Origin of the sequence: Salegentibacter maritimus, from assembly GCF_016236975.1 — a bacterium.
Classification (GTDB): Bacteria; Bacteroidota; Bacteroidia; order Flavobacteriales; family Flavobacteriaceae; genus Salegentibacter; species Salegentibacter maritimus.
Map to the genome: position 1 here is coordinate 285,444 of NZ_JAEHNY010000004.1, position 22,627 is coordinate 308,070.

General features: G+C 34.4%; 23 protein-coding genes. 7 read left to right on the forward strand and 16 right to left on the reverse strand.

Annotation, left to right across the window (positions count from 1 at the left end):
* The first annotated feature begins 1 nt into the window (after position 1).
* From I6U50_RS06275 to I6U50_RS06295, 5 genes are read left to right on the forward strand one after another with little or no spacing between them, the layout of a single operon-like run.
* The gene (locus I6U50_RS06275; RefSeq protein WP_198638219.1) at positions 2 to 844 is read left to right on the forward strand and encodes a hypothetical protein; all 843 of its coding nucleotides are present in this window, start codon (positions 2 to 4) and stop codon (positions 842 to 844) included.
* Positions 845 to 902: 58 nt separating this feature from the next.
* Positions 903 to 1,517, forward strand: a complete 615-nt coding sequence (locus tag I6U50_RS06280; RefSeq protein WP_198638220.1) for a conjugal transfer protein TraK — start codon at positions 903 to 905, stop codon at positions 1,515 to 1,517.
* Positions 1,507 to 2,433 carry a conjugative transposon protein TraM gene (traM, locus tag I6U50_RS06285; protein ID WP_198638221.1) on the forward strand — a complete coding sequence of 309 codons (927 nt, stop codon included), beginning with the start codon at positions 1,507 to 1,509 and terminating at the stop codon, positions 2,431 to 2,433. Before I6U50_RS06280 ends, traM begins: the two co-directional genes overlap by 11 nt.
* Before the next feature lie 18 nt (positions 2,434 to 2,451).
* Positions 2,452 to 3,303, forward strand: coding sequence for a DUF4138 domain-containing protein (locus I6U50_RS06290; RefSeq protein WP_198638222.1), 852 nt, complete (start codon positions 2,452 to 2,454; stop codon positions 3,301 to 3,303).
* Between the two features lie 7 nt (positions 3,304 to 3,310).
* Positions 3,311 to 3,673, forward strand: a complete 363-nt coding sequence (locus tag I6U50_RS06295; protein WP_198638223.1) for a nuclear transport factor 2 family protein — start codon at positions 3,311 to 3,313, stop codon at positions 3,671 to 3,673.
* Positions 3,674 to 3,767: 94 nt separating this feature from the next.
* Here I6U50_RS06295 and I6U50_RS06300 read toward each other — a convergent pair whose 3' ends face one another.
* The 11 genes from I6U50_RS06300 to I6U50_RS06350 all read right to left on the reverse strand — a co-directional run bounded on the left by I6U50_RS06300 (position 3,768) and on the right by I6U50_RS06350 (position 14,961).
* A complete protein-coding gene (locus I6U50_RS06300; RefSeq protein ID WP_232805885.1) occupies positions 3,768 to 4,376 on the reverse strand; it encodes a restriction endonuclease in 609 nt (202 codons plus the stop codon).
* A 14-nt stretch (positions 4,377 to 4,390) separates the two neighbouring features.
* Positions 4,391 to 4,705: a winged helix-turn-helix domain-containing protein gene (locus I6U50_RS06305; RefSeq protein ID WP_198638225.1), complete on the reverse strand. Its 315-nt coding sequence runs from the start codon at positions 4,703 to 4,705 to the stop codon at positions 4,391 to 4,393.
* 52 nt (positions 4,706 to 4,757) lie between these two features.
* A complete protein-coding gene (locus tag I6U50_RS06310; RefSeq protein ID WP_198638226.1) occupies positions 4,758 to 5,975 on the reverse strand; it encodes a GIY-YIG nuclease family protein in 1,218 nt (405 codons plus the stop codon).
* Positions 5,968 to 7,929, reverse strand: coding sequence for a DEAD/DEAH box helicase (locus I6U50_RS06315; RefSeq protein WP_198638227.1), 1,962 nt, complete (start codon positions 7,927 to 7,929; stop codon positions 5,968 to 5,970). The genes I6U50_RS06310 and I6U50_RS06315 overlap by 8 nt, the downstream gene beginning before the upstream one ends.
* 51 nt (positions 7,930 to 7,980) lie before the next feature.
* Positions 7,981 to 8,541: a helix-turn-helix domain-containing protein gene (locus I6U50_RS06320; protein WP_198638228.1), complete on the reverse strand. Its 561-nt coding sequence runs from the start codon at positions 8,539 to 8,541 to the stop codon at positions 7,981 to 7,983.
* A gap of 6 nt (positions 8,542 to 8,547) precedes the next feature.
* Positions 8,548 to 8,886: a type II toxin-antitoxin system HigB family toxin gene (locus tag I6U50_RS06325; protein ID WP_198638229.1), complete on the reverse strand. Its 339-nt coding sequence runs from the start codon at positions 8,884 to 8,886 to the stop codon at positions 8,548 to 8,550.
* Positions 8,887 to 8,949: 63 nt separating this feature from the next.
* Positions 8,950 to 9,849, reverse strand: a complete 900-nt coding sequence (locus tag I6U50_RS06330) for a DUF4238 domain-containing protein (RefSeq protein WP_198638230.1) — start codon at positions 9,847 to 9,849, stop codon at positions 8,950 to 8,952.
* Between the two features lie 21 nt (positions 9,850 to 9,870).
* A complete protein-coding gene (locus I6U50_RS06335) occupies positions 9,871 to 12,525 on the reverse strand; it encodes a class I SAM-dependent DNA methyltransferase (RefSeq protein WP_198638231.1) in 2,655 nt (884 codons plus the stop codon).
* 267 nt (positions 12,526 to 12,792) lie between these two features.
* Complete coding sequence (locus I6U50_RS06340) at positions 12,793 to 13,212, reverse strand: hypothetical protein (RefSeq protein WP_198638232.1); 420 nt, start codon at positions 13,210 to 13,212, stop codon at positions 12,793 to 12,795.
* 75 nt (positions 13,213 to 13,287) lie between these two features.
* Complete coding sequence (locus I6U50_RS06345) at positions 13,288 to 14,544, reverse strand: Y-family DNA polymerase (RefSeq protein WP_198638233.1); 1,257 nt, start codon at positions 14,542 to 14,544, stop codon at positions 13,288 to 13,290.
* The gene (locus tag I6U50_RS06350) at positions 14,545 to 14,961 is read right to left on the reverse strand and encodes a LexA family protein (protein ID WP_198638234.1); all 417 of its coding nucleotides are present in this window, start codon (positions 14,959 to 14,961) and stop codon (positions 14,545 to 14,547) included. It abuts the gene before it with no gap.
* A 68-nt stretch (positions 14,962 to 15,029) separates the two neighbouring features.
* On the opposite strand from I6U50_RS06350, the gene I6U50_RS06355 reads away from it, so the two are divergent.
* Positions 15,030 to 15,758: an SOS response-associated peptidase gene (locus tag I6U50_RS06355; RefSeq protein WP_198638235.1), complete on the forward strand. Its 729-nt coding sequence runs from the start codon at positions 15,030 to 15,032 to the stop codon at positions 15,756 to 15,758.
* A gap of 25 nt (positions 15,759 to 15,783) precedes the next feature.
* Here the strand turns inward: I6U50_RS06355 and I6U50_RS06360 are convergent, their stop codons facing one another.
* The 5 genes from I6U50_RS06360 to I6U50_RS06380 form a co-directional block, all read right to left on the reverse strand.
* Positions 15,784 to 17,430: a type IV secretory system conjugative DNA transfer family protein gene (locus I6U50_RS06360; protein WP_198638236.1), complete on the reverse strand. Its 1,647-nt coding sequence runs from the start codon at positions 17,428 to 17,430 to the stop codon at positions 15,784 to 15,786.
* A gap of 11 nt (positions 17,431 to 17,441) precedes the next feature.
* A complete protein-coding gene (gene mobB / locus I6U50_RS06365; RefSeq protein WP_198638237.1) occupies positions 17,442 to 18,479 on the reverse strand; it encodes a MobB family relaxase in 1,038 nt (345 codons plus the stop codon).
* Between the two features lie 6 nt (positions 18,480 to 18,485).
* Entirely contained in the window at positions 18,486 to 18,860 is a 375-nt protein-coding gene (locus tag I6U50_RS06370) for a BfmA/BtgA family mobilization protein (protein WP_198638238.1), read from the reverse strand.
* 380 nt (positions 18,861 to 19,240) lie between these two features.
* A complete protein-coding gene (locus I6U50_RS06375; protein ID WP_198638239.1) occupies positions 19,241 to 19,690 on the reverse strand; it encodes a JAB domain-containing protein in 450 nt (149 codons plus the stop codon).
* Positions 19,691 to 19,762: 72 nt separating this feature from the next.
* A complete protein-coding gene (locus I6U50_RS06380; RefSeq protein ID WP_198638240.1) occupies positions 19,763 to 20,107 on the reverse strand; it encodes a single-stranded DNA-binding protein in 345 nt (114 codons plus the stop codon).
* Between the two features lie 1,492 nt (positions 20,108 to 21,599).
* Between I6U50_RS06380 and I6U50_RS06385 the strand changes: the two genes are divergently transcribed.
* Positions 21,600 to 22,627, forward strand: a 1,028-nt coding sequence (locus I6U50_RS06385) for a GMC family oxidoreductase N-terminal domain-containing protein (RefSeq protein WP_198638241.1), incomplete at its 3' end; no start/stop codon positions are given.

Genomic DNA, 22,627 nt, shown 5'->3' on the forward strand with positions numbered 1-22,627 from the left:
TATGGAAGCTGGCATCTTTTTAGGAATTGGTCTTGAATATATAGACACCGTTTTTCAAACTATAAAAAGCAGCGAGTTTTCGCAGTATGCCATTACGGGTATGAAGGCCCTGGCCGTGATGTTCTTTTTGGTGAATATTCTAAAAAAATATAACGAGGGTATAGCCGAAAACGGCGGCTATACCTGGGGCTTAAGTCCTGGTGAATTAGCAAAGAATTTTGCTATTGTACTTCTGGTTATTTTCTCTACACAGATTTTGAATGTTTTTGACGGAATTCTGGTGAGTATTGAAACGGAATATAAAGATACCGCGCCGGCACTTATTCCACTTCAATTACAAGATATTGAGATTGAACAGGAGGTAGGTGCATTAGAAGTGGCCAAAAAAGCAATGGCTTTGTTATATGAAGCTTTAGTTACACCTCTCTATCCTGTAAAAGTTATTTCCTTTGTGGTAGGCTTGTTTTTATGGGTAATAGACTTATTTATATATCCGCTTTTTCTGGCAGAACGTTTTTTTCTATTAGGGATTATGCAGGCGTTCTTTCCTTTGGTAATTAGCCTTGCTGTTTTTGAAAAATTCAGGGATATGGCCTATAACTTTTTTAGGTTGTATGCCGCCGTATATATGTTAGTGCCGGCATTTTTCCTGGTCAATGTTTTTGTAAATAATTTATATGCAGAGATCAATGCGAACTTCTGGTCTAATTTACTGGGTACTACTTCGAATAACAATATTATAGGGATGATCGTAGAAGCAGGTTCTATAGCTTTTATTGTTTTTCTCAAATTCAAACTCTATTCCCGCGCAACCTCATTTACCTTAAGACTTTTTACGGGGTAATATTCATATAAAACCTACAATCAAAATTCTATTAAAACTTTAAAAAATAAAATTCAAAATGAAAACACCTTATAAGAGTATTTATTCGGTTTTAAAAATTAACCGATTTATAGTACTTACTGCAGTTTGCGGAGCAGTAATTACCAGCCTTTATTTTGGTTGGATGGTTTTTGATATTCATCGCAATGCTTTGAATAATGCTTTTGCGATTAATACCGATGGTAGCGTTATTCCCTTAAAGTGGATTACCCAAAAAGAAAATTTGGAAATAGAAGCAAAAGCTCATTTAGAATTATTCCACACCTATTTCTACAATATTGATGCTACAAATTACGAGCGAAACCTGGAAAAAGCCCTTTGGCTCGGTAACAGTTCGGTAGATAATGTTTATAGGCAAAAAAAGGCCGATGGAGTCTATAATAGGCTGTTACAGTATTCACTGGTGCAGAAAGTTATTAGCATAGAATCGGAGGTGGATATTGCAAATGAACCCTACGCTTTTAAAACCAAAACAGTCTTTGAGGTTAACCGGGGAAAAACTGTAGATCGATATGAGTTGGTTTCCTCAGGAAATCTAATAAACGTAGACCGGAACTTTCCAAATAATACCCACGGTCTATTGATCACTAATTATTTTGAAAATGCCTTAAAAAAACTGGAAGATGAAAATTGATAAAAAGAAGATTGTATTTGGTTCTGTGCTAGCCGTCATTATAACATTTATAGTGGCTTATAGTGTTTTAATCTTCGGAGAAGATAGTGAAACCCCATCTGAGCTAAAAAATACCCTGGTGCCAGAACTTCAGGAAGAACAGAAAGATTTTAAATCTAAACTCGATGCAGTTAATGCTTTAAAAGAAGTACGTGAAACAACAATCCCAAGTATCTATGATGAAAAATATATGGACTCCCTGGGATATTACGATTCCAATTTACCCCAACGTGCAAAAGAAAAATTATTAGATAGTATTTATGAAAATAATTCCATGTCTTATGGAGCATATAATTATGAAAATGAATATGAGTACGAAATCGGGGATGAACCACTTCAAGATGAAATAAAGGAACCTACAACTCCTGAGGTTGCTTCTGTAAAACCAAAAGAAATAGGGCTCGCTCATCAGTTATTTTATGCTATTTCTCCACAGGTTAACAGTAAGCCAAATACCTCTAAAACTTCCATCTCAGATGTATTAGTGGAAGTTGATGGAGACCAGGTAGTAAAAGACGGTTACCGTTTAAAAATGAGATTGCTTGATAGTGCCACAATCAATGGGATTAAGTTCCCCAAAAATTCACCTATTTATGGATTTATCAGTTTTCAGCCTAACCGGGCTTTGATTGAAATAGAAAATATAGCGCATGTTCCAGTAAAGTTAAAAGCTTATGATCTCCAAGATGGTAGTGAAGGCATTTATGTTGAAAACAATATTCGCGCCGATGCCACAAAAGAAGTAATTGGCGATATTATTCAGGATATAAATGTGACAGGCTTACCACAAGTAGGTGGACTTAAACAATTGTTTCAGCGTAACAATAGAAAAGTTAAGGTGTTGGTTACCAATAATTATAAACTCATTTTAAGATAAAATAAACCCATAGAAATTATGAAAAAACAAGTTTTAATTATCGCACTTATGATTGTTGGTGCCATAGATTTAATTGCTCAACAAAATTTAGATACGATTTATGCTAATGATAAAATGAATGTGGCCCTGGTTTTTCCAGACCCGATCAGGCAGGGAATTACAGGTTCAGAAAATTTTGTATTTACTTATAACAGAGAATTGGAACAAAACCTGGGGTTACTGCAGGCGGTTCCGGGTGAGGAGAGTAATTTACTGGTTATCAGTTCTAAAGGTTCTATTTTTTCGTATATTGTAAAGTATTCAGAAGAGCTGGAAAAGATAAATTATTTTATAGCAGATTCATCAAAAATAGGTTACGAATTTTCTCGAATTAACGAAGAGAATAGAGCAAGTGAAAAAGTGTATTCAGAGCTTCCGACTGAAAAAGAATTGGAAGACAAAAATAATCAATATCGCGATTTAAGTGCAAATCTGTTAGGTAGCGAACAGTCGATTGGTGAGCATAGAAAACGTAAGAACGGAATAGAGCTGAATGTTGAAAATTTAGTTTTTAATGGCTCGGAGTTATATTTTGTGTTTGAAATTATTAATAACTCATCTATAGATTATGAACCGGCCTATTTAGATATTTTTGTAGAAACCAGGAAGCAGGGAAAGAAGAAATCTATTCAGAAATTACCGGTGATACCGGTTTATAAATATTTGAAGCCTGAAATAATTAGACAGAATAGATCCAGACGCTTTGTATATGTGCTGCCTAAATTCTCTATAGCTGAGGATAAAGTGGTAAGGGTAGATTTAAAAGAGCAAAACGGAGAACGTGATATAAAATTGAAATTAAAACATAAGGTTATTAATCATCCTAATTGATAGAACTATGAAAAGAATCTTATCCCTTGCAATATTTGTTATTTTTATGGCTTGTGCCGAAACAGAAAAATCTCATACTGAAACGGCGAAAATTGTAGTGGAAAGTTTTTACGAAAAGGACCTTCCTATATTGGAAAAATATACCACCGAAGAAAGCTTTCAGGCATTTTTAAGTATTCAGGATATGTTCACGGCTACCGAAACGGAAACTTCTAATTTTAAAGTTTTACAGGAAACCGAAGACGGTGATATTGCCTGGGTAAAATTTACCACAGCTTATGAAGAGCAGCCCGAAACCTTTAAGCTAATTAAAGAAAATGGACGTTGGAAAGTGACTGAAAGGGGAGTGAGGGAGAAGGGGCCTTTTTAGGACAGTACTGATATACCAGTTACAATTTTTGTAAATAATTCTATTCAGATAGAGTTTATTTTGTACGGTACCCCTTTAAGTAATTGGAAGCTAATTATTCCTCAAAATAATCAATATCTATTTTTTTAATTTCAATTGTTTTTTGAGTCTGCACTCCCAAATTATATTCAATTGCCAGATTTGCTAATTGTTGGCCATCAATTAATATAATTTTCTGCTGTTTACTATCTTCTGCTGTTTGAATTGCACTTTTAGAAAAACGCGAAGTCGTTAGAAAAACACCTTTATTAACTCCTTTTAAAGCAAGTGAGCCGATAAAATTTCTAATATCAGTAGAGCCCACAGAGTTATCGGTAAAACGTTTAGCTTGAATATAGACATTTTCTAAACCCAACCGATCTTGAGAAATAACGCCATCAATTCCATTGTCACCGGTCATTCCTGTTATTTGTTTTGCATCTTCTCTAAAATTACCATAACCCATTTTATGTAGTAGCTCAATTACAAAATTTTCAAAATAAGTAAAACTGTTTTCCTTTAGTTTATCTAATAAGTCACTCGCTAGTTGTTTCTTGAGACTTTCTATTGTAGTAGCTAAAATTTCCTCTGGTGTGTCAGTGGCACTATTGGTTTCAATATTTTTCTCTTCAATGGGATCACTATCCTGATTAAATGTTTTAACCCATTCTTTATATTCTGGCATTTTTTTGAGTTGCTTTATGCGCAATTCTTTAGGATTATTAGCCAAAAATTTTTTCCGAATTCTGTAATTTTATATGTTCCTCTTTGTGGATAAATTATCAAACCAGCTTTTTTAAGATAACTTCTAGACCAACCCACACGATTACGAAATAAACCCATTTGTCCACTAGGAACTTTTATTTTTATCTCCTCTTGACTCAATTGGAAATGTTGAGTTAACTCTTCCATAACTGTATTCAGACTTTTCGGATTGCCGTCTTCTAACAATCTTAGTAAAGGAAGCATTATACTTTGAAAATCAGGGATGTTTTTTTTATTTGGCTCTTGCATTATAATTCAGCTAATTTAATTTTTGTTGTTGGCATTATTAAGAGGTTAATGTCTAGGCAGACTTTTCAATAATACCTTCGTTCTCCACATCATACCGGTAATTCATGATTTCCCCTGTATTGAAAAGCTCGATCACTCTCTTAATAATTGGTAAGGGAACTACAAACCATTCCCTGGGGGAAACACGTTGGTTACCCTGGCTTAAAATATCTATTTGAAGCTGGACATCTTTAAAGAAGCGGTGAATCAGGTTTTCGAATTTTTGAGTATTTAAATTTAAGCATTTAAAAGTAGCTACTATCTCTACATCGGCATTGAGATAAGTGGATTGGTTCGCGGCGTTAACGATCCTCCTTTTAACGTCAACAGTAGAAAAGCCGATTTTGTGAAGATTTTTTATAGAAGCAATTTCCGGATTTTTAGATTTTGAACGTAAAACATAAATCCATCCACTTTCAACGTCTTCTGGTTCTACTTGGGTGGCATTAGCTGCCAGTTCGTTTTCTGCAGCTTCATCGGTGCCTGAAACTATTCTACCGTTTTTCGTTAGTATTTTGCCTAAGGAGCGATAAAGCATATTACTATAGGTTCCGTTATCAAATACTGTACGAGTCCGACCTTCTTTTCGTAGTCGCTTTCCAGATTTATCGCCCATCTCTACTAAAGAAATATCTGCAATTTCCAGGTAACAAAGCATACCATCAACAATATAAAAGTGCCCTTCCTTCAGGTTTTTATCTGCCTTCTTGAATTCTTTTAGAATCCTTTTGCCAGATTTTATCTCTTTATGCACTTGCTTAAAAAGGTTCTTGTATGGTTCAAATTCCTGATCGGTTAAAGGTTTTCTTTGAGCCACAAAATCAGATTCTGCCCTTTCTACATTCTTTGGGGTATGTTTAAAATCAAATATAGATTCAGCTTCAGCGTCAGGATTTAGAATATCCAATTCGTCATCATCAAAAATATCGGTGACCGACTTTGGAGTTTGCTTTTGAAATAAAAGATTATGCCTGTCGTAGGGCTTTAAAATTTCCTTTTTATGATCTGATGATCGAAAGCCTTGAAGCCTCAACTGCAAACGCATTTCGCTTATTCCGTTACCTTGCTCCGGCTCTTTGCCATTGGAATCAATAAAGCTATTAATTTCCTCAAAAGAGTCCACCAAGCGTTGATCTTCAGATTTTACCGAAGTCTTACTGGATTTAGATTCCAAAATACCTAAATCATCGTCCTCAAATATATCTTCTATACTTAATTTCTTCTTAGACATTTTGTTTCTGTTTGCGTTTTAATTCCTTCAGGAAGATAACGGCTTCAGCCATTCTTTTTTCTTTAGGATCTAAGGATTTAATATCAGGTTGGTTACCGGTTTTCTGAACCCAATCTTTAATCTTAGGCCACAAAATTATAGCCTCTTCTTCAGTCATTGTAATTCGGGAAGCATCTATAGTTTCCTGAATTGCTCTAAATACAGAAGCGGTAACAGATTTTGAAAGGATTTCAAAAGCTTTCTGAAATGGATTAATGCTATCTATAAGATCAATATGAATGTCTTCTATATTCACAAAACTGTCAGCCATTTTAATGAATCGCTTATCACCTTGTTCCTCTATAGTTCCATTTTTAACTACAGAATCCACCACAATATGTTGCCGAACTTCTTCAACTTCTTCTTCGGTTAAATCGGGATAAGTTTCCCTGATAATTTTAGGAATTAAGACCTGATTGATTACCTCCGGCTCAACATTGCCCGGCATTGCCTTAATCATATCATCATCCTGTAATACTTTCGCTTTAAGATCATTTAAATCAGATTCTATAATGTTACTCACCTTTTGGGTAGAGGGCTCTTTAAAACCTCTTATATAAATATGGTTCTCATCACCTTCATTTGCTTCATTCTCTTCATCCTCATCAGAATCATAATCCTTAAAATCGTCTTTAGTCTTGAATTTAAAATTTGGAGCAAGTACCTGTTCCATTAAAAGTGAAGCAGTAATTGCTTTCAGCATATTATTTACTGACAACTTTACTTCATCATCGGCTGCATCTGGTTGGGCAATTAAATTAGTAAACTGCGCGTGATTTTTATTCTTGCTATCCCGAGTGGCCCGGCCAATAATCTGAATAATTTCAGTTAACGATCCTCTATAACCTACCGTTAAAGCGTGCTCGCAGTACGGCCAGTCAAAACCTTCTTTCGCCATTCCCAGGGCTATGATAATATCGATATCATCAGCATCATTAATTCCCCGTAGATAATTCTGAATTTTATCCCGGTCTTTTTGATTGTCATTTACCAGGTCGGCAATTTTTAATGTTCTCCCGGTATCTTTGCTTTTTACATATAAAATACCAGTTGTAGGATCTTGATAATCTAATTCTCCTAAACTATCAATGATGCGATTAACTTCCTCGTATTTCTCCTTTTCTGATTCGCCGGAATTTACGCTGGGTATGTGAATAATCGTTTTTTTACTTTCATCCAGTATCTCATGAATTGCCCCGGTATATTTCCCTCGATAAAAATGATATCCAATCCCTAAAGATTTTAAGTATTCATAACCATTCAATTGCTCGTAATAATCATATTTAACCTTTATAAACTTTGCTTCGTCTTCAGGAAGTAAAACCGGCACGCTATCTCCTCTAAAATAAGATCCCGTCATCGCGACTATATGAGCATTGGATTTTTCCATTATAGTACGCAATACTTCTCCAAGTCTATTAGTAGCATCTGCAGAAACGTGGTGGAATTCATCAATGGCAAGCAACGTATCATTTAAATCTTTTTCTTCAATGGCATCAAAAGCAAACCGCAGCGTAGCGTGAGTACAAATAAGAATCTCTTCATCACTTTTCAGAAAATTGATAAAGGCATTTACCTTACTTTTTTCGCCACCGGGAGTACATAGGTTGTATACAGGATTAGGCTTCCAATCTTCAAAAAAACCGTAAGTCTTTAAGTCTGTAGAAGAAAAAGAATTTCCAATAGACCGTTCGGGTACTGCTACTATAACTTTTTTAATATCCTGATTTCTCAATTTATCCAGGCCAATAAACATTAAAGCCCGTGATTTCCCAGAAGCCGGTGGAGCTTTAATTAATAAATACTGCGCTGTTCTGGCGTCATAAGCCCGAGCCTGCATTTCGCGCATACCGTATTCATTGGTTTTTTTACTCTTTCCGGTTTGTTTGTAGGTAACGTGGACTAAATCTGGCATAAGTTTTATTAAAGATAGTGGGTGAAATTAATAGATCGGAGCAAAATGAATTTAAGCCAGGGCAAAATCATCTTCGCTTAAACTAAGCTTAGGATTATCTAATTTTTTGATGGAAGTCTTGATTTTGATTCTTTCTTTTTGAGGCAAAAATGTTGGTACCAGATCAGTTAACTCAATTTTTAGGAGTTGACTTATAACCACCAGATCTTTTAAAGAAAAAGGACTTACCCCATTCATCAGTTCAGACATATAGGATTTGCTTGTATGCCCTAAAATCACTCCAAAATCTTGTTGCGAAAGATCTAACTCCTTCAGCTTACTTTTAATTAATTTTTTCCTGTTATGAATAAAAAGCCGCTCTTTTTCTGCGGTCTGTTCTGCCCAATCACTTTCTTTAAGTTTATCTTCTGAGATTTTAGCATCAGATGACCAGGTTTTATTTTCGTAGGCTTCTATAAGATCGCGAAGCTTCTTCCGGACAGCTTTTAATTTTGGGTTCTCTTTTGCCATCACCCTTAGCTTTCTTTCAGCAATCAAAGCTCTTTCAAAATCCAGTTCGTTTTGGATCTTTCCTTTTTCAAGGAAGCTATCTACATCAAATTGTGTTTTCATAACTATCTAGATTAAGTCCTTACTTTTTAACCAATTGGCAATGGCACTTTTATTGTTTTTAAAAATCCGCTCATATTCCTGGTGACTTCCCACCCATATTACAGAAGCTTCATTATCCTCAAATTCAATAAGAATCATTGTTCTATGAATTTCTATATTGAAAAAATAAAAACCTTCAGAATGAACGCAATCTGCATCCTTTCGATCTTGTTTTAACTCTTCCTGGCTTTGCCAGTTATGAGTCTCAAAGTCTTCAATTAACAGGTCAATTTCTTTGGCCAGGGAAGCATTGCCTCTTTTCTTTCTTTTAAGTTTTTCAAGTGCCTTTCTATTGATTAACCTCATTACAATCTAATTACAAAGATAATTAAAGTTCTGTATATTTCCGAACTTTATTTTTTATCAATATTATATTTCTCCATACTTTAAAATCTGCTCTTCTGAATCACTAAAAACAAAGTTGTCAGCGTGTTGGTATATTTTTGAATTTAATTCATTTACTACTTCTGAAGTTTCTATTTTTTCCGTTTCAAAAGAGGATTTATCATCTATAACATTAATCTGAATAGCTGTTTTGGGATTTATAGGATAATAAAGGATAATTTCTTCAACCGAACCATTCCCACTTATATCTGCCAAATTAATTACTGGTTGGTCTCCTGTGATGTAGTTTACAGCAGTTTGATTAATTAAGAATGTAAAACATAAGTTTTTATCAAATGTTAGTCTATTTGCCATACTAATAGCGAATATCATAGAAACAGGATTACTAAGTTTATTGGAAATAGAAGATTTATGAAATTTATTTCTCATAGGCTTCGTGCGTGAGTATTGAATGCACAAATAAATTAGCGTACGTAATAGTTCTTCTTTATCTTTTAAAAAAGCTAAATCTTCAAATGTTTTTACCTTGATTAATTTTCTTCCATAACCTTCAAAATCAGAATGTAAATCTTCGATAAAGTTTGTTTTAATAAACCTGATATCACTCTCACTAAAATCAATTTTTTTTTCTATTAATTGATTTTTTATTTCAGAATAAAAGGTAAAAGCTGAAAAAATACTTAAACAGGATTCTAAAGAATTTTCGTTTGACAACTGATACGTTATGTCTAAAAGTTGCTTTAGTTCTACTTTAGTAAATTCTGCGGATTCATAAAAAAAAATTTCCTGAGCTACATTTCTTAAATTAGGTTTAGCAGTCTTTTTCTGTTGTTTAAAATAAGTAGGAATTAAATCATTACTTTCTGCCCAGGAGCGTAGATAATCTTTCCAAACATAATGCTGCCGTTTTTTTATTTCTTCCATCTTAACAGAACCTAATTTTTCCTATTTCTTTTTTACCATCTTTTCATATTCCTTAAAAAGATATTCCAGGCGTTCGGTATCATTTTCAAATGGTTTTAGTCGGTAGCAACGTTCTATGGCTTCGTCCAGTTCTTTATGAGCCTGGCGTAAACCAGCCGGCATTTTTTTAGGATCGTATAATTGTGCCATTGTTTTTTCCGGATGTTTTTCGCGTTCCTCCAACACTGAAAAAACGTGCAAGTTGATTCGCTCTTTTTCTTTATCTGAAATTTTTGGAAAAGGAAAATTATTATAAGTTAAGGAGACTGAATAATTAATATCTGTTTTTAGGCGCCCCGAAACTACATCAGACCAAGCAGAATGCATTTTAGAAGAAAGAACTCCGAAAACAAAAGGATCACTATCATAGATAACCTGCGCTCGATCTGAAATAATAGTTGAATCATCAAAAAAGCCAATTTGAAGATACTCTCTTCTTTCTGAAGTCACTCTTGGAATTAATATTGAATGAGTATTTTGATGTCGAATTTCACCAAATTTAAAAGGTTCTTTTGCCAATTTTTTAGTAGCTGTTCTACTACTATTTAAGCGAGATTTTCTAACATCATTTATCCTATTACTAATCGCTGATATTGATAAAGCTTCATCCACATCTTTATCCTCTATCCAAATACACCACCTAAAATCACTTTTCATAAATTCAACAGCTCCAATGAATTTTTTTAAAAATTTTTTCGCAACAGGATAGTCTTTTACAATAGAAATATATTCTTCATTGCTTAAAATTAAATGTCCACCATCATTTGCCATACTCCCAAAAACCATTTTGGGCAAACCGGCTATTTGACTACTCCGTTTGGTCACATATATATTCTTATAATCAATAAGATAGGGGTTTATATTTTTCACCTTCTGTTTAATTGCTGTAGAAGTAACTATAAATTTTTCGTATCCGCTTTTATAATTTTGTAAGCTTAAGATAATTACAGTAACTCCAGCATTTCCTTTTGCACTATTAGTCCATTTAAATGAGTGATAGGCAAATCCCATTTCTACCTTACTTAAGATGTGCGGCCACAATAAGGCTACTTGCTCACCTTGACATATGGAATTCGTAGAAACAAATGCCGCTTTAATAGGATTGTCTGATATATAATTTGAAGCTTTTAAAAACCAGCAAGCAATATAATCCAGATTATTATAACCTTTAAGATCATTGAAAACAATTGCCATATCATTTTTTTGCTCTTTATTTTGTTTTCGAGCTCCTAGATAGGGAGGATTTCCCAATAAATATATTTCATCTTCTTTGCCTTTGAAACATACCTGGCTCCAGTCTAAACGAGTAGCATTGTCACGAATAATTTGTCCCGATTCTTTTAAAGGTAAGAGCGGATTGGATTTTCCCATTTCAAGCTCCTGTTCAAAGTATTTATTCATTTGGTGTTCTGCTAGCCATAATGAAAGCATCGCAATTTCGTGGGCAAAATCATCGATCTCTATTCCGTAAAACTGAGTGAGTTTAATTTCAGAATAAATAAAACTCTGCTGTTTTTCTTCTTCCAGAATTTCCCTCCAAATTTCAATCTCTAGCTTTCGCAATTCTTTATATGCGATAATGAGAAAATTACCACTTCCACAGGCAGGGTCAAATATTTTAAGTTTACTGATACGGGTTATTAGTCTGCGGAGTTTCTTGGCACTTCCCTTAGCTTTCTCCAATTCTTCATAAAGATCATTTAAGAATAAAGGTTCAATCACCTTCATAATGTTAGGCACAGAAGTATAATGCATCCCTAAATTTCCACGCTCCCCGGGATGCACAACCGCCTGGATCATCGAACCAAAAATATCAGGATTGATTTCTTTCCAGTCCAGGTCGCCGCATTCTTCAATTATTCTTCGTGCTTCAGCATTAAATTTAGGAAGCACAATCTCATCTTTAAACAAACCACCATTTACATATGGGAATTCACTAAGGTATTTTGCCTCTTTACTATTATCTTTGGTATTAAGTACTTTAAACAGCTTACTCAGAAACAAATGGACATTACTACCATCCTTTTGGGTATGCTGCATTAGAGCGTTCGTAAACATTCCCTCTACCGGAAATATATCGGTGTCTTCAGCAAAAAAGCAGAATAATAACCTGGAGAAAAATACATTCAGGTTATGGCCGTAATCTTCGGCAACCTCTGGATTTTCAGTTACTAGTATATCATAAAGCTTAGCCATTCGGTATGAAGCCTTACGATCAGCTTCATTTTCATTTTTGGCCGCATAAACTTCCTGGCCGGCCCAGGGTAAGAAGAAACTGAAATTTTTAGGCAGGTCTTTTAATGCGATATCCAGGTTTTTCCCGGTTCTCGTATCTTTGGCTACTAATTCTTTATAATTAGTCACCACCACAAAGCGGGGATTATGCTTTAAATTCTCTTCGTTAGATAAATCATCGATAATCGCCAGTAGTTGGTCACTGTCGGTTTCTTTAAAAAGCATTTTCTTCTTATAAAGAATCTCCCCTTCATTCTTGGAAAGGTTGAAATCTCCTTTTTTTAAGCGGGTTATAGAGGTTTTTGAAATTCCATAAGCTCTTAATAAATTATAGATAAAATTCTCACGATCAAAATTTTGGAAGAGCGTTTTTACTTTTTCCTCGATTTCAGTTGACTTCATAAACGGAATTGGATTTGGAGCCTAAAAATAGGGTTTTAAATTATGTTTAATAAATATCTACCGCGTTATATAATAACTCAAAATTTAAGTTCTTCCTAAAATTAATGTAATGGACTGTACACCAGGTAGAGTTAATAATATGTGACAAAGAAATAGTAATTATTGCTCACTTTAATGGTTTTAAAATACCTTGCCAATGTATATAAACTTCCATTTTACTTATTACGGTTTTCTGTAATTGAAATTAATTTTTGAAAATCGAGAATCTTATCCAATATTGATTTTTATAGATTCTTCGTTCTCTAATTGCATTTCCTCAACGTGAAACCTTATCTGTATCTCTTCATTAGTGTTAGGGGAACGATAATAATAATCTATATATAGTAGTTCCTCATTTTCTTCTGGTAAAGCAATGGTTATTTTACGCTTACTTCTGTTTTGACACAATAGTATAAGACGGTCATCAATATATCGAGTTTCTTGAATATTTAAAACCTCTATATCCTTCCCTTGTTTTGTTTCAGTTACAATAGTTACGTCATTTGATTCAAAAACAATTCTACGGTCAATCCATTTAAACTCTGATTTGAAAATGTTAGGATAGGTTTCTGTGAGCGGAGAGTAATAAATTTCTTGCCCCCTTAGGAAAAAAGGTGTAAATATTAATATCAGGCAAAGAGTTTTCATTCTCCTAAAGTTATCATATTTAACTGGTTAAATATTTGTTTGTTCCTGGAAATTAAAAATTAGATTGAGGTTTAGCTAAATTTTAACCCGAATAATCTCATCAATCCTGCTGGTGTATCGATTTGACAATCTTTCCTGTTTTATCTTCCAGGTGCGGCCAAGATCCATTCCGGCAAATTTCACTTTCCCGTTTTCCGCTTTGTTTAGTCTATCTATAGTTTTCATCAGCAATTGATGCCGAGGATCTTCTTCAGAAAATAAGGAAAGCTGCCTTTCAGAAGCAGGGGAAATTCCCATTATTATTACGCCTGCTTTTTTGTACTGGTAGCCGGGTTTGTATATTTTTTTAAGTCCGTATAAGGCAGCTTTGGTCAATACCATAGTGGAATGTGTAGGATTGGAAAGTTTAACCACCATATTAGCTCTGTATTGCTTTAAGTCAGTTCTAAAAGGATTGGTATTTAAGAACACATACAGTAAACTGCAGTTTGAATCCTGTTTACGAAGTTTTGCTGCAGCTTTGGTAGTATAAGTGGCTACCCGCTCTCTAAGATCATTAAAACCGCTATACATCTTATCAAAGCTTCGGGTCACTGCAATATTTTTTTTATTCTTTACTTCTTCAAAATCGAGTGTGGATTCTCCAGATAGGTCCCGTTTTAGCCGCAAACCCACAATACTCATCTGTTTTTGAACGTAATCGTTAGGAAGCTGAATAAAATCCCAGGCATTTTTGACGTTGATATTTAAAAAGCGTTCTTCGTGTCTTCGGCCAATACCCCATACATTACCAATCTTTGTCCAGCGTAATGCCTTTTCTTTCTTTTCTTCTGAATCTATCGCATAAACACTACCGGTTCGATTGGCGAATTTTTTGGCAATCTTGTTGGCAATTTTAGCCAGCGCTTTAGTGGGAGCCAGGCCAACACTTATTGGAATCCCAGTATGACTTAACACACGTTCTACCATTTCTTTTCCAATTCGCTCCAGATCATACAATTCAAAGCCATTAAATTTCAAGAAAGATTCATCTATAGAATAAACTTCAATATCGGGAGTGAATTGAGAAAGAATATTCATAACGCGGCCGCTCATATCTCCATAAAGCGAATAATTACTAGAAAAAACAGAAATTCCTTTCGCTTCAAAATCTTTTTCAAATTGAAATGCCGGGGCTCCCATTGGGATTCCCATAGCTTTGGCTTCATTACTACGTGCAATAACACAGCCATCGTTATTAGATAGTACAACTACCGGCTTATTATGTAAAGAAGGATCAAAAACCCGTTCACAACTCGCGTAAAAATTATTACAATCTACCAGGGCAAACATTTACAAATCTTTTATACAGTGAGTTACAATTCCCCAAATCACAAATTCATTCTCTTTCGTTACTTTTATAGGTTTATAGTTTTTATTTTCGGCTACCAGCCAGATAATATTTTTTTCAATTTTAATACGTTTTACTGTGAATTCACCATCCAAAAAACAAACAGCGATATCATTATTTTTTGGACTTAAACTTTTATCAATCACCAGAAGATCTCCGTTACCTATTCCTGCATCAATCATACTATCGCCTTCGGCTCTACCAAAGAAAGTAGCTTCTTTATTTCTAATTAACTGATGGTTTAAATCAATGACATCTTCCAGGTGATCATCGGCCGGGGAGGGAAAACCCGCGGAAATCCCACAGGAAGAAAGTGGCAAGATTAAATTATGTAAATAGTATTTTTTGTAAATTTTCATTTTATTAAAGCTTAATAGCAAAAGTAGGTAAAAATCCAAATAATAGGATAAAATCCAATTTATTTAATATGTGTTACGAAACTAGTCTTACCAAAAAATTAGCAGCTATTGAAAAATATACAGGTGCTGAAATGTTATATGTTGAAACCTATGAGCCTTACTACCATATCTCTGGCTTTACCCATCCAAATCTGTTTTGTATCCCATTAGAAGATCCTGCACATATTTATCCTATGGAATGGGGTCTAATAGCTCCCTGGGGTGAAAAAGATATTATTTCGTTCAGGAGTAAATACAATACTTTAAATGCCAAAGGGGAAACTCTGTTAAAATCTAATACTTACAAAGAACCAGCACGGAAAAGGCGTTGTCTTATTTTGGCCGATGGTTTTTTTGAGCCCCATTATCCTAATGATAATTTTAAAGGAAGTGCTGTACCAAAATACTGTTATTTAGAGAATCGTAAGCTCTTTACTTTTGCCGGCATCTATAATGAATTTGATTCTAATTATTGGAGTGTTAGCCTGGTAACTACTGAGGCTAATAATTTCTTTGAAAAAATTCATAATAAAAAAAAGCGAATGCCTCTGGTGTTAGATCCAACTTTTGAGGGAGAGTGGCTCCGTGAAGATTTATCCGATAAAGATATTCTAGAATTGGTAAACCACGGATTTATAAAAGAAGATTTCAAAGCTCATTCGGTAGCTAATATTTATAAGCGTGATATCAATAGCAACACACCAGAATTTTTAAAGCCGGTGGAGGACGGAGCAGGAGAGCAGGGGAAGTTGTTTTAATATATTACGCCGATTCTTTTATTACTTAATTTTCCCTGGTGGAAGTTATTTGCTCAGATTTTTTATTCTTTTTCTTGTCCTTGAAAACCTTGCAAATATTTCGCACCTCTTTGTATATTCTTATATAATTTTCATTTATTTCTTTGTCGGTAAAATACTTGATTTCATCAGGTGTACGCCGAATAATTTTTTGTCTCTTAAACTGAACTTTTTTATCAATTCCATCGGCATAGGTAATAAATTCGCCTTGTTTTAATTTAAAGAATTCATTGGCCCTTATTTTGTAGATTTCTTTTTCTCCGGTCGATATTTTGGTATCGAAGTCCAGGCCGGTTCCCCGCATTACTGTTTTAGTTTCATCTTTTATAATTTCGAAAAAACGTTCATAAAACCTCGCAGTGTCTGGGTCATTAACTTTTCCAAAGAATTGATAGGAGAGGTTGCTTAAAATTGCCTTACTGGCTTTATCTCCATACATCATATCATTCTGGATTTTATCTTGCATCACATATACGGTTGCTATATCATAACTTCTAAGAGTGGCCGGAATACGATGCATATTTAATAACCTTATAGTGGGAGCTTCTTCAATAAGTAGGAAAGATGATAGGGAATGTCTCACGCTCATTTGTTTTACAATAGTATGCATTATCGTAGCGATCACCGGGGAGTATGCTGAGTCATATTTAGGGTTATTTACAAGAGAAATAACTGCAGGATTCTTAGGGTTATTTAAATTAAGTGGAATATCATCTGCCGCTAATGCCATAAAAATACGTTTGCTACTTATCTTCATTAAAGCTGTAGAAAGGGTACTTTTAACTCCGGCAGTTTGTCTCTCAGAATCTTTTCCACTTATAAACGCATCTGCAAAAGCTCGAGAAGTCTGGTTAGACTTTAAAAAGTCAATAAGCTCATCGGTGTCCAAATATTGATAAATCGCAATGAGGTGGGGTAGGGTACAATATTCCGGAAATGAAACTTTCAGTTTCCATATCAGTCCGGAGATCAATCCCTGCGCTGCATCGTTAAAAAATTTACCAACCCCGGTGGCTCCTGATTCTTTTTGCTCCAGTAGGTTCTCAATCAAGACCCGGGAAACCTCATTAATATCTTCTTCATTCTCCATATATCTAGGAGCAATTGGATTTACGCGATGAAGTATTTTATCAAACGAAAGTATATAAAACTTCAAATTTCGACTTATAAATAGGGGATAAGCCATTTCGGTAATCTCAAAATCTTTATAGTCGTGTATAAGTCCGCAGAAAGAATTCCCGCTAAAATGTTGTAATAAATTGTAAACTATACTTTCTGTTTTTCCGCTACCAGCCGCCCCTATAATTGATACACCGCGTTTAATATTGTTAATTTTAAAACTACCGTTCTCAGTTTTAAATTGTACCAGGTACTTACTTTCAGTTTTTGATGTTTCCTTTTTCGGTATAAAAACGTAAAGAACCGTATTGCTTAAAATAAGAGGACATCCCAAGTAAAGGGCTATGCTAGCTATTTCCTTTAATGAAGGATCATCAGGTAGTAGTGCCCAAAGGAATAAACCGCATACAACTAGGTTTTTAGGAAATGCAAAAGAGGTGAATTTATACATTTGGAAGAAAATCCCGCTACCGATGGCAATGCATAAGATAATATTTAGAAAATTGACTTCCATAACTAGTTGATTTAAATTCCAATTGAAGCAGATTTAGAGGCAATTTGAATACCTTTCTTTATAGTTTTAATAAATTTTACAGTTAGTTGAGCTTTGGATATAGAGATAGCCGGGACCATAGGTATTCCGGTTTGCCGCAGCATTTTTATAGCCAAAGCTTTTTCTGAAGCCGGAAGTCCGGCAATTGCCGAAAAATACATTTTCGGACTCTTTATAAAATCTTTCCTCGCCTTATAAGTTTCTACGAAGTTGCGTTGATAATGAAATTGATTATCAAATGTCTTTTCTGCTTTTTGAAAAAAGAGATCTCGGTTAAATCCTCGTTTTACCAGTTTACCATTCAGTTCAACCTCCGAAGCTTTATACTTACTGCCGGGCGATAGGCTGTAAGAATTGGAAGCATCTTTTCGGCTTACTATGATATGAATGTGACTCTGATTTCCTTCCTTAGGCATTCCCTGGACAATGCGTTGGCCGTTTTGCTGGTAAGGAGCTTCTTTTTCCAATTTAAGAATCTGCTGTTTTTTAGAACTTAAACTTCCTTGCATTTCCCCGCGTTCGATTTTCCGAATCTGATTTTTAAGTTCCAGTATTTTGGTAGCATAAGGCTGGTTTTCCTTCACCTGGAAATCTGTGCCTTTAAATGCTCTTTGGTGTTCGATCTTTGCGAAATATTTAATATCGTTCACACTAATGGGCCTACCATTTATTTCCCGATTAAAGCTGGAGGCATAATCTTTCATAATTGCTCTGGTATATTGTTTTAAAGCTTCAGAACTGTTTTGTAGTTTTTTCAATTCATATTGTGATGGGTTTACGGTTATAGAATAAAATTTCGGTTCCCTCTTTTCCAGTTTGGCAGTATTGGCATCTATTTCCTTAACAACCGTCTCCGGAGAGATTCCATCCTCTTCCTGATTAAAAAAAAGCTCGTGATCTTTTTCTTCTATACCAGGAAGCTGATTTTCTTTTTCAAGGTAATCAACATAATCCGCGGCACTTTGAGAATAATTTGCGCCAAGTTTTTGTGGTGTAATGGTGATATACATAATATTTTATTTATAGAAATCGGGATCGCTGTCATCTTCCTCATAATCCCTTTTTCGATTCTCGTAATTATTCTTAGGATCTGCAGTTTCCATTAAAGATTCCAAAATGCCTAAAGTGGGATTTACTTTGTTTTTCTCCATATCCTTCAAGATTGCGATCACTGCATTAATTCTTTTTTTAATAAGGTTTTCCAGAGTTTGCATTTGTGGCCCCATCATTTCATTGGGAGAGATATTATTCATTTTAAAAAAATCGACCATCGATAATAGTGTCATTGATTGAGATTTAGATAAAGCCCGGCTGAACCGTCTAAATTTTTTGGCTACGGAAGTCTTGATCTTAAGAGTCTCGAACTTCTCTTTTTTATATTCTTCATCCATTTTTTAGTAAAATTTCTACCATTTTTTAATTGGTTTCAAGGGTTTTTAGTAATAAATCAGCTTTTTTATAATTTTGATCTTTGAATTAAATAATTTAAATAACTGTTAATCAGTTTTTTAAATTTAAAAAGGTAGTTCTTAACGTGGCTCTGCCCGTTATCCTCTTGCTCTACCTTTTCGTCCCGCAGGGACAAAAAAACTGACTATTAAAATGAATTTAATAGCCTTTTAAATTCCTAAAAACTGAATCCTGTTTTTTATGATTTAAAAAGGAAATCTTTAGAGTTTACTATTGATAAATGATCAGATTTTTGAGAATTTCGTAAAAAGAAAAACGGATCATGAACCTCATAATCCGTTTTAAAAATCTTTATTTCTCGTTATAATATCCCGTCATCGGCAAAACTAAAATACTCTCCATCTGGCGATAAGATTATATGGTCCAGTATTTTAATATCAAAAAGTTTCCCTGCTTTTTTAATTTTTTCAGTTAGCATTTTATCGGGTTGGCTAGGCTTCAAAGTTCCTGACGGATGGTTATGAGCAAGAATTATTGAGGTCGTAACAGACTTAAGTACTACCGCAAAAACAATTCTAACATCTACTAAGGTACCGGTAATCCCACCTTTGGAAAGTGTATAAATACCTTTTACCTTATTGGAATTATTAAGGAGTAACATTTTAAAGCTCTCGTAAAGTTCAATATTCTGTTTATCCCAATGCTTATATAATAGGTTGGCAGCATCACGTGAAGAAGAAACTTTGGGAAGCAATTTTGTTTTAATACTTCCGCTGTAACTTATGGCAATTTCATTAACTTTGGTTTCCATTATTGATTTGTTTAAAGTTAGATAATGAAAGAGGGCGCAATTTTCGACGATGACGTCCTCTTTGCTTTTAATTTATTTTTCCTGTGTTGAGTTTCCCAGTAACAAAATTTCATTAACCAGGATTTCGGTGATATAGCGTTTTTTTCCAGCTTCGTTATCATAAGACCGGTATGTTAACTTACCGTTTATAGCAATTTCTTTTCCCTTACAGATAAATTTGCTAGTAAGTTCTGCCTGTTTATTCCAGGCAACAATTTGATGCCATTGTGTCTCTTGAACTTTTTCACCATCCTTAAAAAATGTTTCATTAGTAGCCAGAGAAAATCGGCTCACTAACATCCCATTTTCAAATTTGTGCGTTTTTGGGTCTTCCCCCACATTTCCAATTAACTGTACTGTGTTTCTAAGCGTTTTCATAACTAAAAGATTTAAAGGTTTATAATTGATTTTTAACTGATTTACTCGATAATCGAGATTTATATATTCTAAGGCTTGCCTCGATTTTGAATATTTCTTGTTTTTTTATTTGTTTTTTGAGCTATTTTGAGGTGATTTACTTATTGTATCCTGAGCGTTTTCCTTTTTTGATTTTTTAATTCCGCTACCTATTTGTGGATTTTGTATGATTTCATTTTTCGGTTATTAGATTTACTTTCCGTAGAGCCGTCACTGTTACCTTTTTCTGATGCTGATACATTTTCAAGAATTAGAATTAGGGAGTACTTATAAAAAGGGAGCGCAGGGATCGGCTTTATGCAGTTCGGACTAACTTCTAATTCTTGGTATTTTGCATTCCAGAAAAAAGTAATGACAGTGAAGGCTAGGAGGTAGATCTATTGAAAAAGGGAGAATACTTAAGTAACAGGAAGTGAAATTAAATCAATTATGAAATCCGTTTAAAGGACTTAAGTGGAAATCCAGAATCTGGAGTGAAGTGATTCCGCCATTTTTGCGGAATAAGCGAAATAGAAGATGGCGGTTTTTCACTTGTGTCCGGTTTTTGTGAATGAAGCTCTTTTCCCTGGAGGCACGTAAGGGGAATGGGATGAGTTATAACACTTAATTCTGCGGAATTAAAGTGTTATAAGAAATAAAGGTAAATGATCAATTTCTTTATTCTAGGAGGGTAAATACCCCGAGGCTTGCCTCGTTAGTAAATGTATATAGTCTGAAAGCGTGTTCCTCAATAATGCTCCGTGGGCTTGCCCCGGAGAAATTTACTTTCCCGGTAAACTAATTTTTTAATTATTTGTAAGGTTTAGAAATTCTTTTTTATCATTCAATTTAAAGCTTATCGTTATCTGTCTATATATAAATAGGAGAGATTTTGTTTGATTCTCTTATCTATTTACTAAATTATTACATCTATTGAATTATCCTTCGCTATCTGCTAATTCAGGTTGGGTAAGGTCGAAATAGGGATGATACCCCATTGATCTTATCTTTTAAATAGTCATCTTACTATTTTTTAGCATTGTCATTAGGTCTGCTTAATTTCTAAAAATTAAATATTTGAAAAGTTTTTTGAATCTATGTTTAAAGGTGTTTTTTTTAAATTATAGATCTGAATTTCTTATCAATATTTATCATTCAAAAATTTAATGTTTTTTCCTGAAATACAAGCTTGAAGTTTACATAATCACAATTCTATATTTTTTAGTTTCTAAAGGAAATTTTTCTAGTGGCCTCGTCCATTTTGATGCTGAAATATTCAATAAACAAGGGTTTTATAAAATTTAAATTATAACATTTTATTAAAGTAAATTAACAGAAAAGTCAGTGGAATTCAGAATTAAACAAAATATATAAATAAAAAATAGGATGTATTTAAATTTAAACTTGTTTTATTCAAAATATATTATATATTTGCCATGTAAGCTTAACCGGTTTAGTTATAAAATTTGTTAATATGTCATTTCAAATAAAGAAGCAACCAACAAAATATGATGTTTGCATAGTAGGGTCTGGAGCTGGTGGCGGTATGGCTGCAAAACTACTGGCAGATGCCGGTTTTAAAATAGCATTGCTGGAAGCCGGTCCCGATTTTGACCCTGCTAATAATGAGCAACGTACCCAACTTAGATGGCCCTGGGAGTCGCCCCGAAGAGGAGCGGGTAGTACCAGGCCTTTTGGTGATTTTGATATGGCTTATGGTGGTTGGGAATTAGAAGGTGAACCCTATACCCAAAATAATAACACCGAATTTTCATGGTTTCGCTCCAGGATGCTAGGGGGAAGAACCAACCATTGGGGACGTATTTCCTTGCGTTTTGGTCCTTTAGACTTTAAAAGAAAGGATTTTGATGGCAAAGGCGATAATTGGCCCATAGGTTATGAAGATGTGAAACCTTATTATGATAAAGTTGATAAGTTAATAGGAGTATTTGGTACTAAAGAAAACCTTCCAAACGAACCAGACGGGTTCTTTTTACCTCCTCCAAAACCAAGACTTCACGAGTTGTATATTAAAAAAGGTGCTACAAAAGCCGGTATCCCTATGATTCCCTCACGTTTGTCTATACTTACCAAGCCTGTTAATAAGGAAAGAGGAGCCTGTTTTTTTTGTAACCAATGCTCAAGATCCTGTATGGCATACGCCGATTTTTCATCATCATCAGTGCTTGTAAAACCGGCTACAGAGACAGGAAATGTAGATTTGTATGTTAATGCTATGGTTCGAGAAGTATTGACCAACGGTGAGGGGGAAGCTACCGGGGTTTCTTATATAAATAAAGAAAATTTAAAAGATTACGAAATTAAAGCTAAAGTGGTAATATTAGCTGCCAGTGCTTGTAGCTCTGCCCGAATTCTACTTAATTCCAAATCTTCTCAACATCCTAATGGTCTTGCTAACTCCAGTGAAGTAGTAGGGAAATATTTGCATGATTCTACAGGTTCTTCACGAGGAGGTTTTATTCCTAAATTAATGGACCGGGA

What these genes read in the sequence shown, in the direction of transcription:
- I6U50_RS06275 (WP_198638219.1), top strand. Translation starts at nt 2, where the DNA reads ATGGAAGCTGGCATCTTTTTAGGAATTGGTCTTGAATATATAGACACC.
- I6U50_RS06280 (WP_198638220.1), top strand. Translation starts at nt 903, where the DNA reads ATGAAAACACCTTATAAGAGTATTTATTCGGTTTTAAAAATTAACCGA.
- traM (WP_198638221.1), top strand. Translation starts at nt 1,507, where the DNA reads ATGAAAATTGATAAAAAGAAGATTGTATTTGGTTCTGTGCTAGCCGTC.
- I6U50_RS06290 (WP_198638222.1), top strand. Translation starts at nt 2,452, where the DNA reads ATGAAAAAACAAGTTTTAATTATCGCACTTATGATTGTTGGTGCCATA.
- I6U50_RS06295 (WP_198638223.1), top strand. Translation starts at nt 3,311, where the DNA reads ATGAAAAGAATCTTATCCCTTGCAATATTTGTTATTTTTATGGCTTGT.
- I6U50_RS06300 (WP_232805885.1), bottom strand. Translation starts at nt 4,376, where the DNA reads ATGCCAGAATATAAAGAATGGGTTAAAACATTTAATCAGGATAGTGAT.
- I6U50_RS06305 (WP_198638225.1), bottom strand. Translation starts at nt 4,705, where the DNA reads ATGCAAGAGCCAAATAAAAAAAACATCCCTGATTTTCAAAGTATAATG.
- I6U50_RS06310 (WP_198638226.1), bottom strand. Translation starts at nt 5,975, where the DNA reads ATGTCTAAGAAGAAATTAAGTATAGAAGATATATTTGAGGACGATGAT.
- I6U50_RS06315 (WP_198638227.1), bottom strand. Translation starts at nt 7,929, where the DNA reads ATGCCAGATTTAGTCCACGTTACCTACAAACAAACCGGAAAGAGTAAA.
- I6U50_RS06320 (WP_198638228.1), bottom strand. Translation starts at nt 8,541, where the DNA reads ATGAAAACACAATTTGATGTAGATAGCTTCCTTGAAAAAGGAAAGATC.
- I6U50_RS06325 (WP_198638229.1), bottom strand. Translation starts at nt 8,886, where the DNA reads ATGAGGTTAATCAATAGAAAGGCACTTGAAAAACTTAAAAGAAAGAAA.
- I6U50_RS06330 (WP_198638230.1), bottom strand. Translation starts at nt 9,849, where the DNA reads ATGGAAGAAATAAAAAAACGGCAGCATTATGTTTGGAAAGATTATCTA.
- I6U50_RS06335 (WP_198638231.1), bottom strand. Translation starts at nt 12,525, where the DNA reads ATGAAGTCAACTGAAATCGAGGAAAAAGTAAAAACGCTCTTCCAAAAT.
- I6U50_RS06340 (WP_198638232.1), bottom strand. Translation starts at nt 13,212, where the DNA reads ATGAAAACTCTTTGCCTGATATTAATATTTACACCTTTTTTCCTAAGG.
- I6U50_RS06345 (WP_198638233.1), bottom strand. Translation starts at nt 14,544, where the DNA reads ATGTTTGCCCTGGTAGATTGTAATAATTTTTACGCGAGTTGTGAACGG.
- I6U50_RS06350 (WP_198638234.1), bottom strand. Translation starts at nt 14,961, where the DNA reads ATGAAAATTTACAAAAAATACTATTTACATAATTTAATCTTGCCACTT.
- I6U50_RS06355 (WP_198638235.1), top strand. Translation starts at nt 15,030, where the DNA reads ATGTGTTACGAAACTAGTCTTACCAAAAAATTAGCAGCTATTGAAAAA.
- I6U50_RS06360 (WP_198638236.1), bottom strand. Translation starts at nt 17,430, where the DNA reads ATGGAAGTCAATTTTCTAAATATTATCTTATGCATTGCCATCGGTAGC.
- mobB (WP_198638237.1), bottom strand. Translation starts at nt 18,479, where the DNA reads ATGTATATCACCATTACACCACAAAAACTTGGCGCAAATTATTCTCAA.
- I6U50_RS06370 (WP_198638238.1), bottom strand. Translation starts at nt 18,860, where the DNA reads ATGGATGAAGAATATAAAAAAGAGAAGTTCGAGACTCTTAAGATCAAG.
- I6U50_RS06375 (WP_198638239.1), bottom strand. Translation starts at nt 19,690, where the DNA reads ATGGAAACCAAAGTTAATGAAATTGCCATAAGTTACAGCGGAAGTATT.
- I6U50_RS06380 (WP_198638240.1), bottom strand. Translation starts at nt 20,107, where the DNA reads ATGAAAACGCTTAGAAACACAGTACAGTTAATTGGAAATGTGGGGGAA.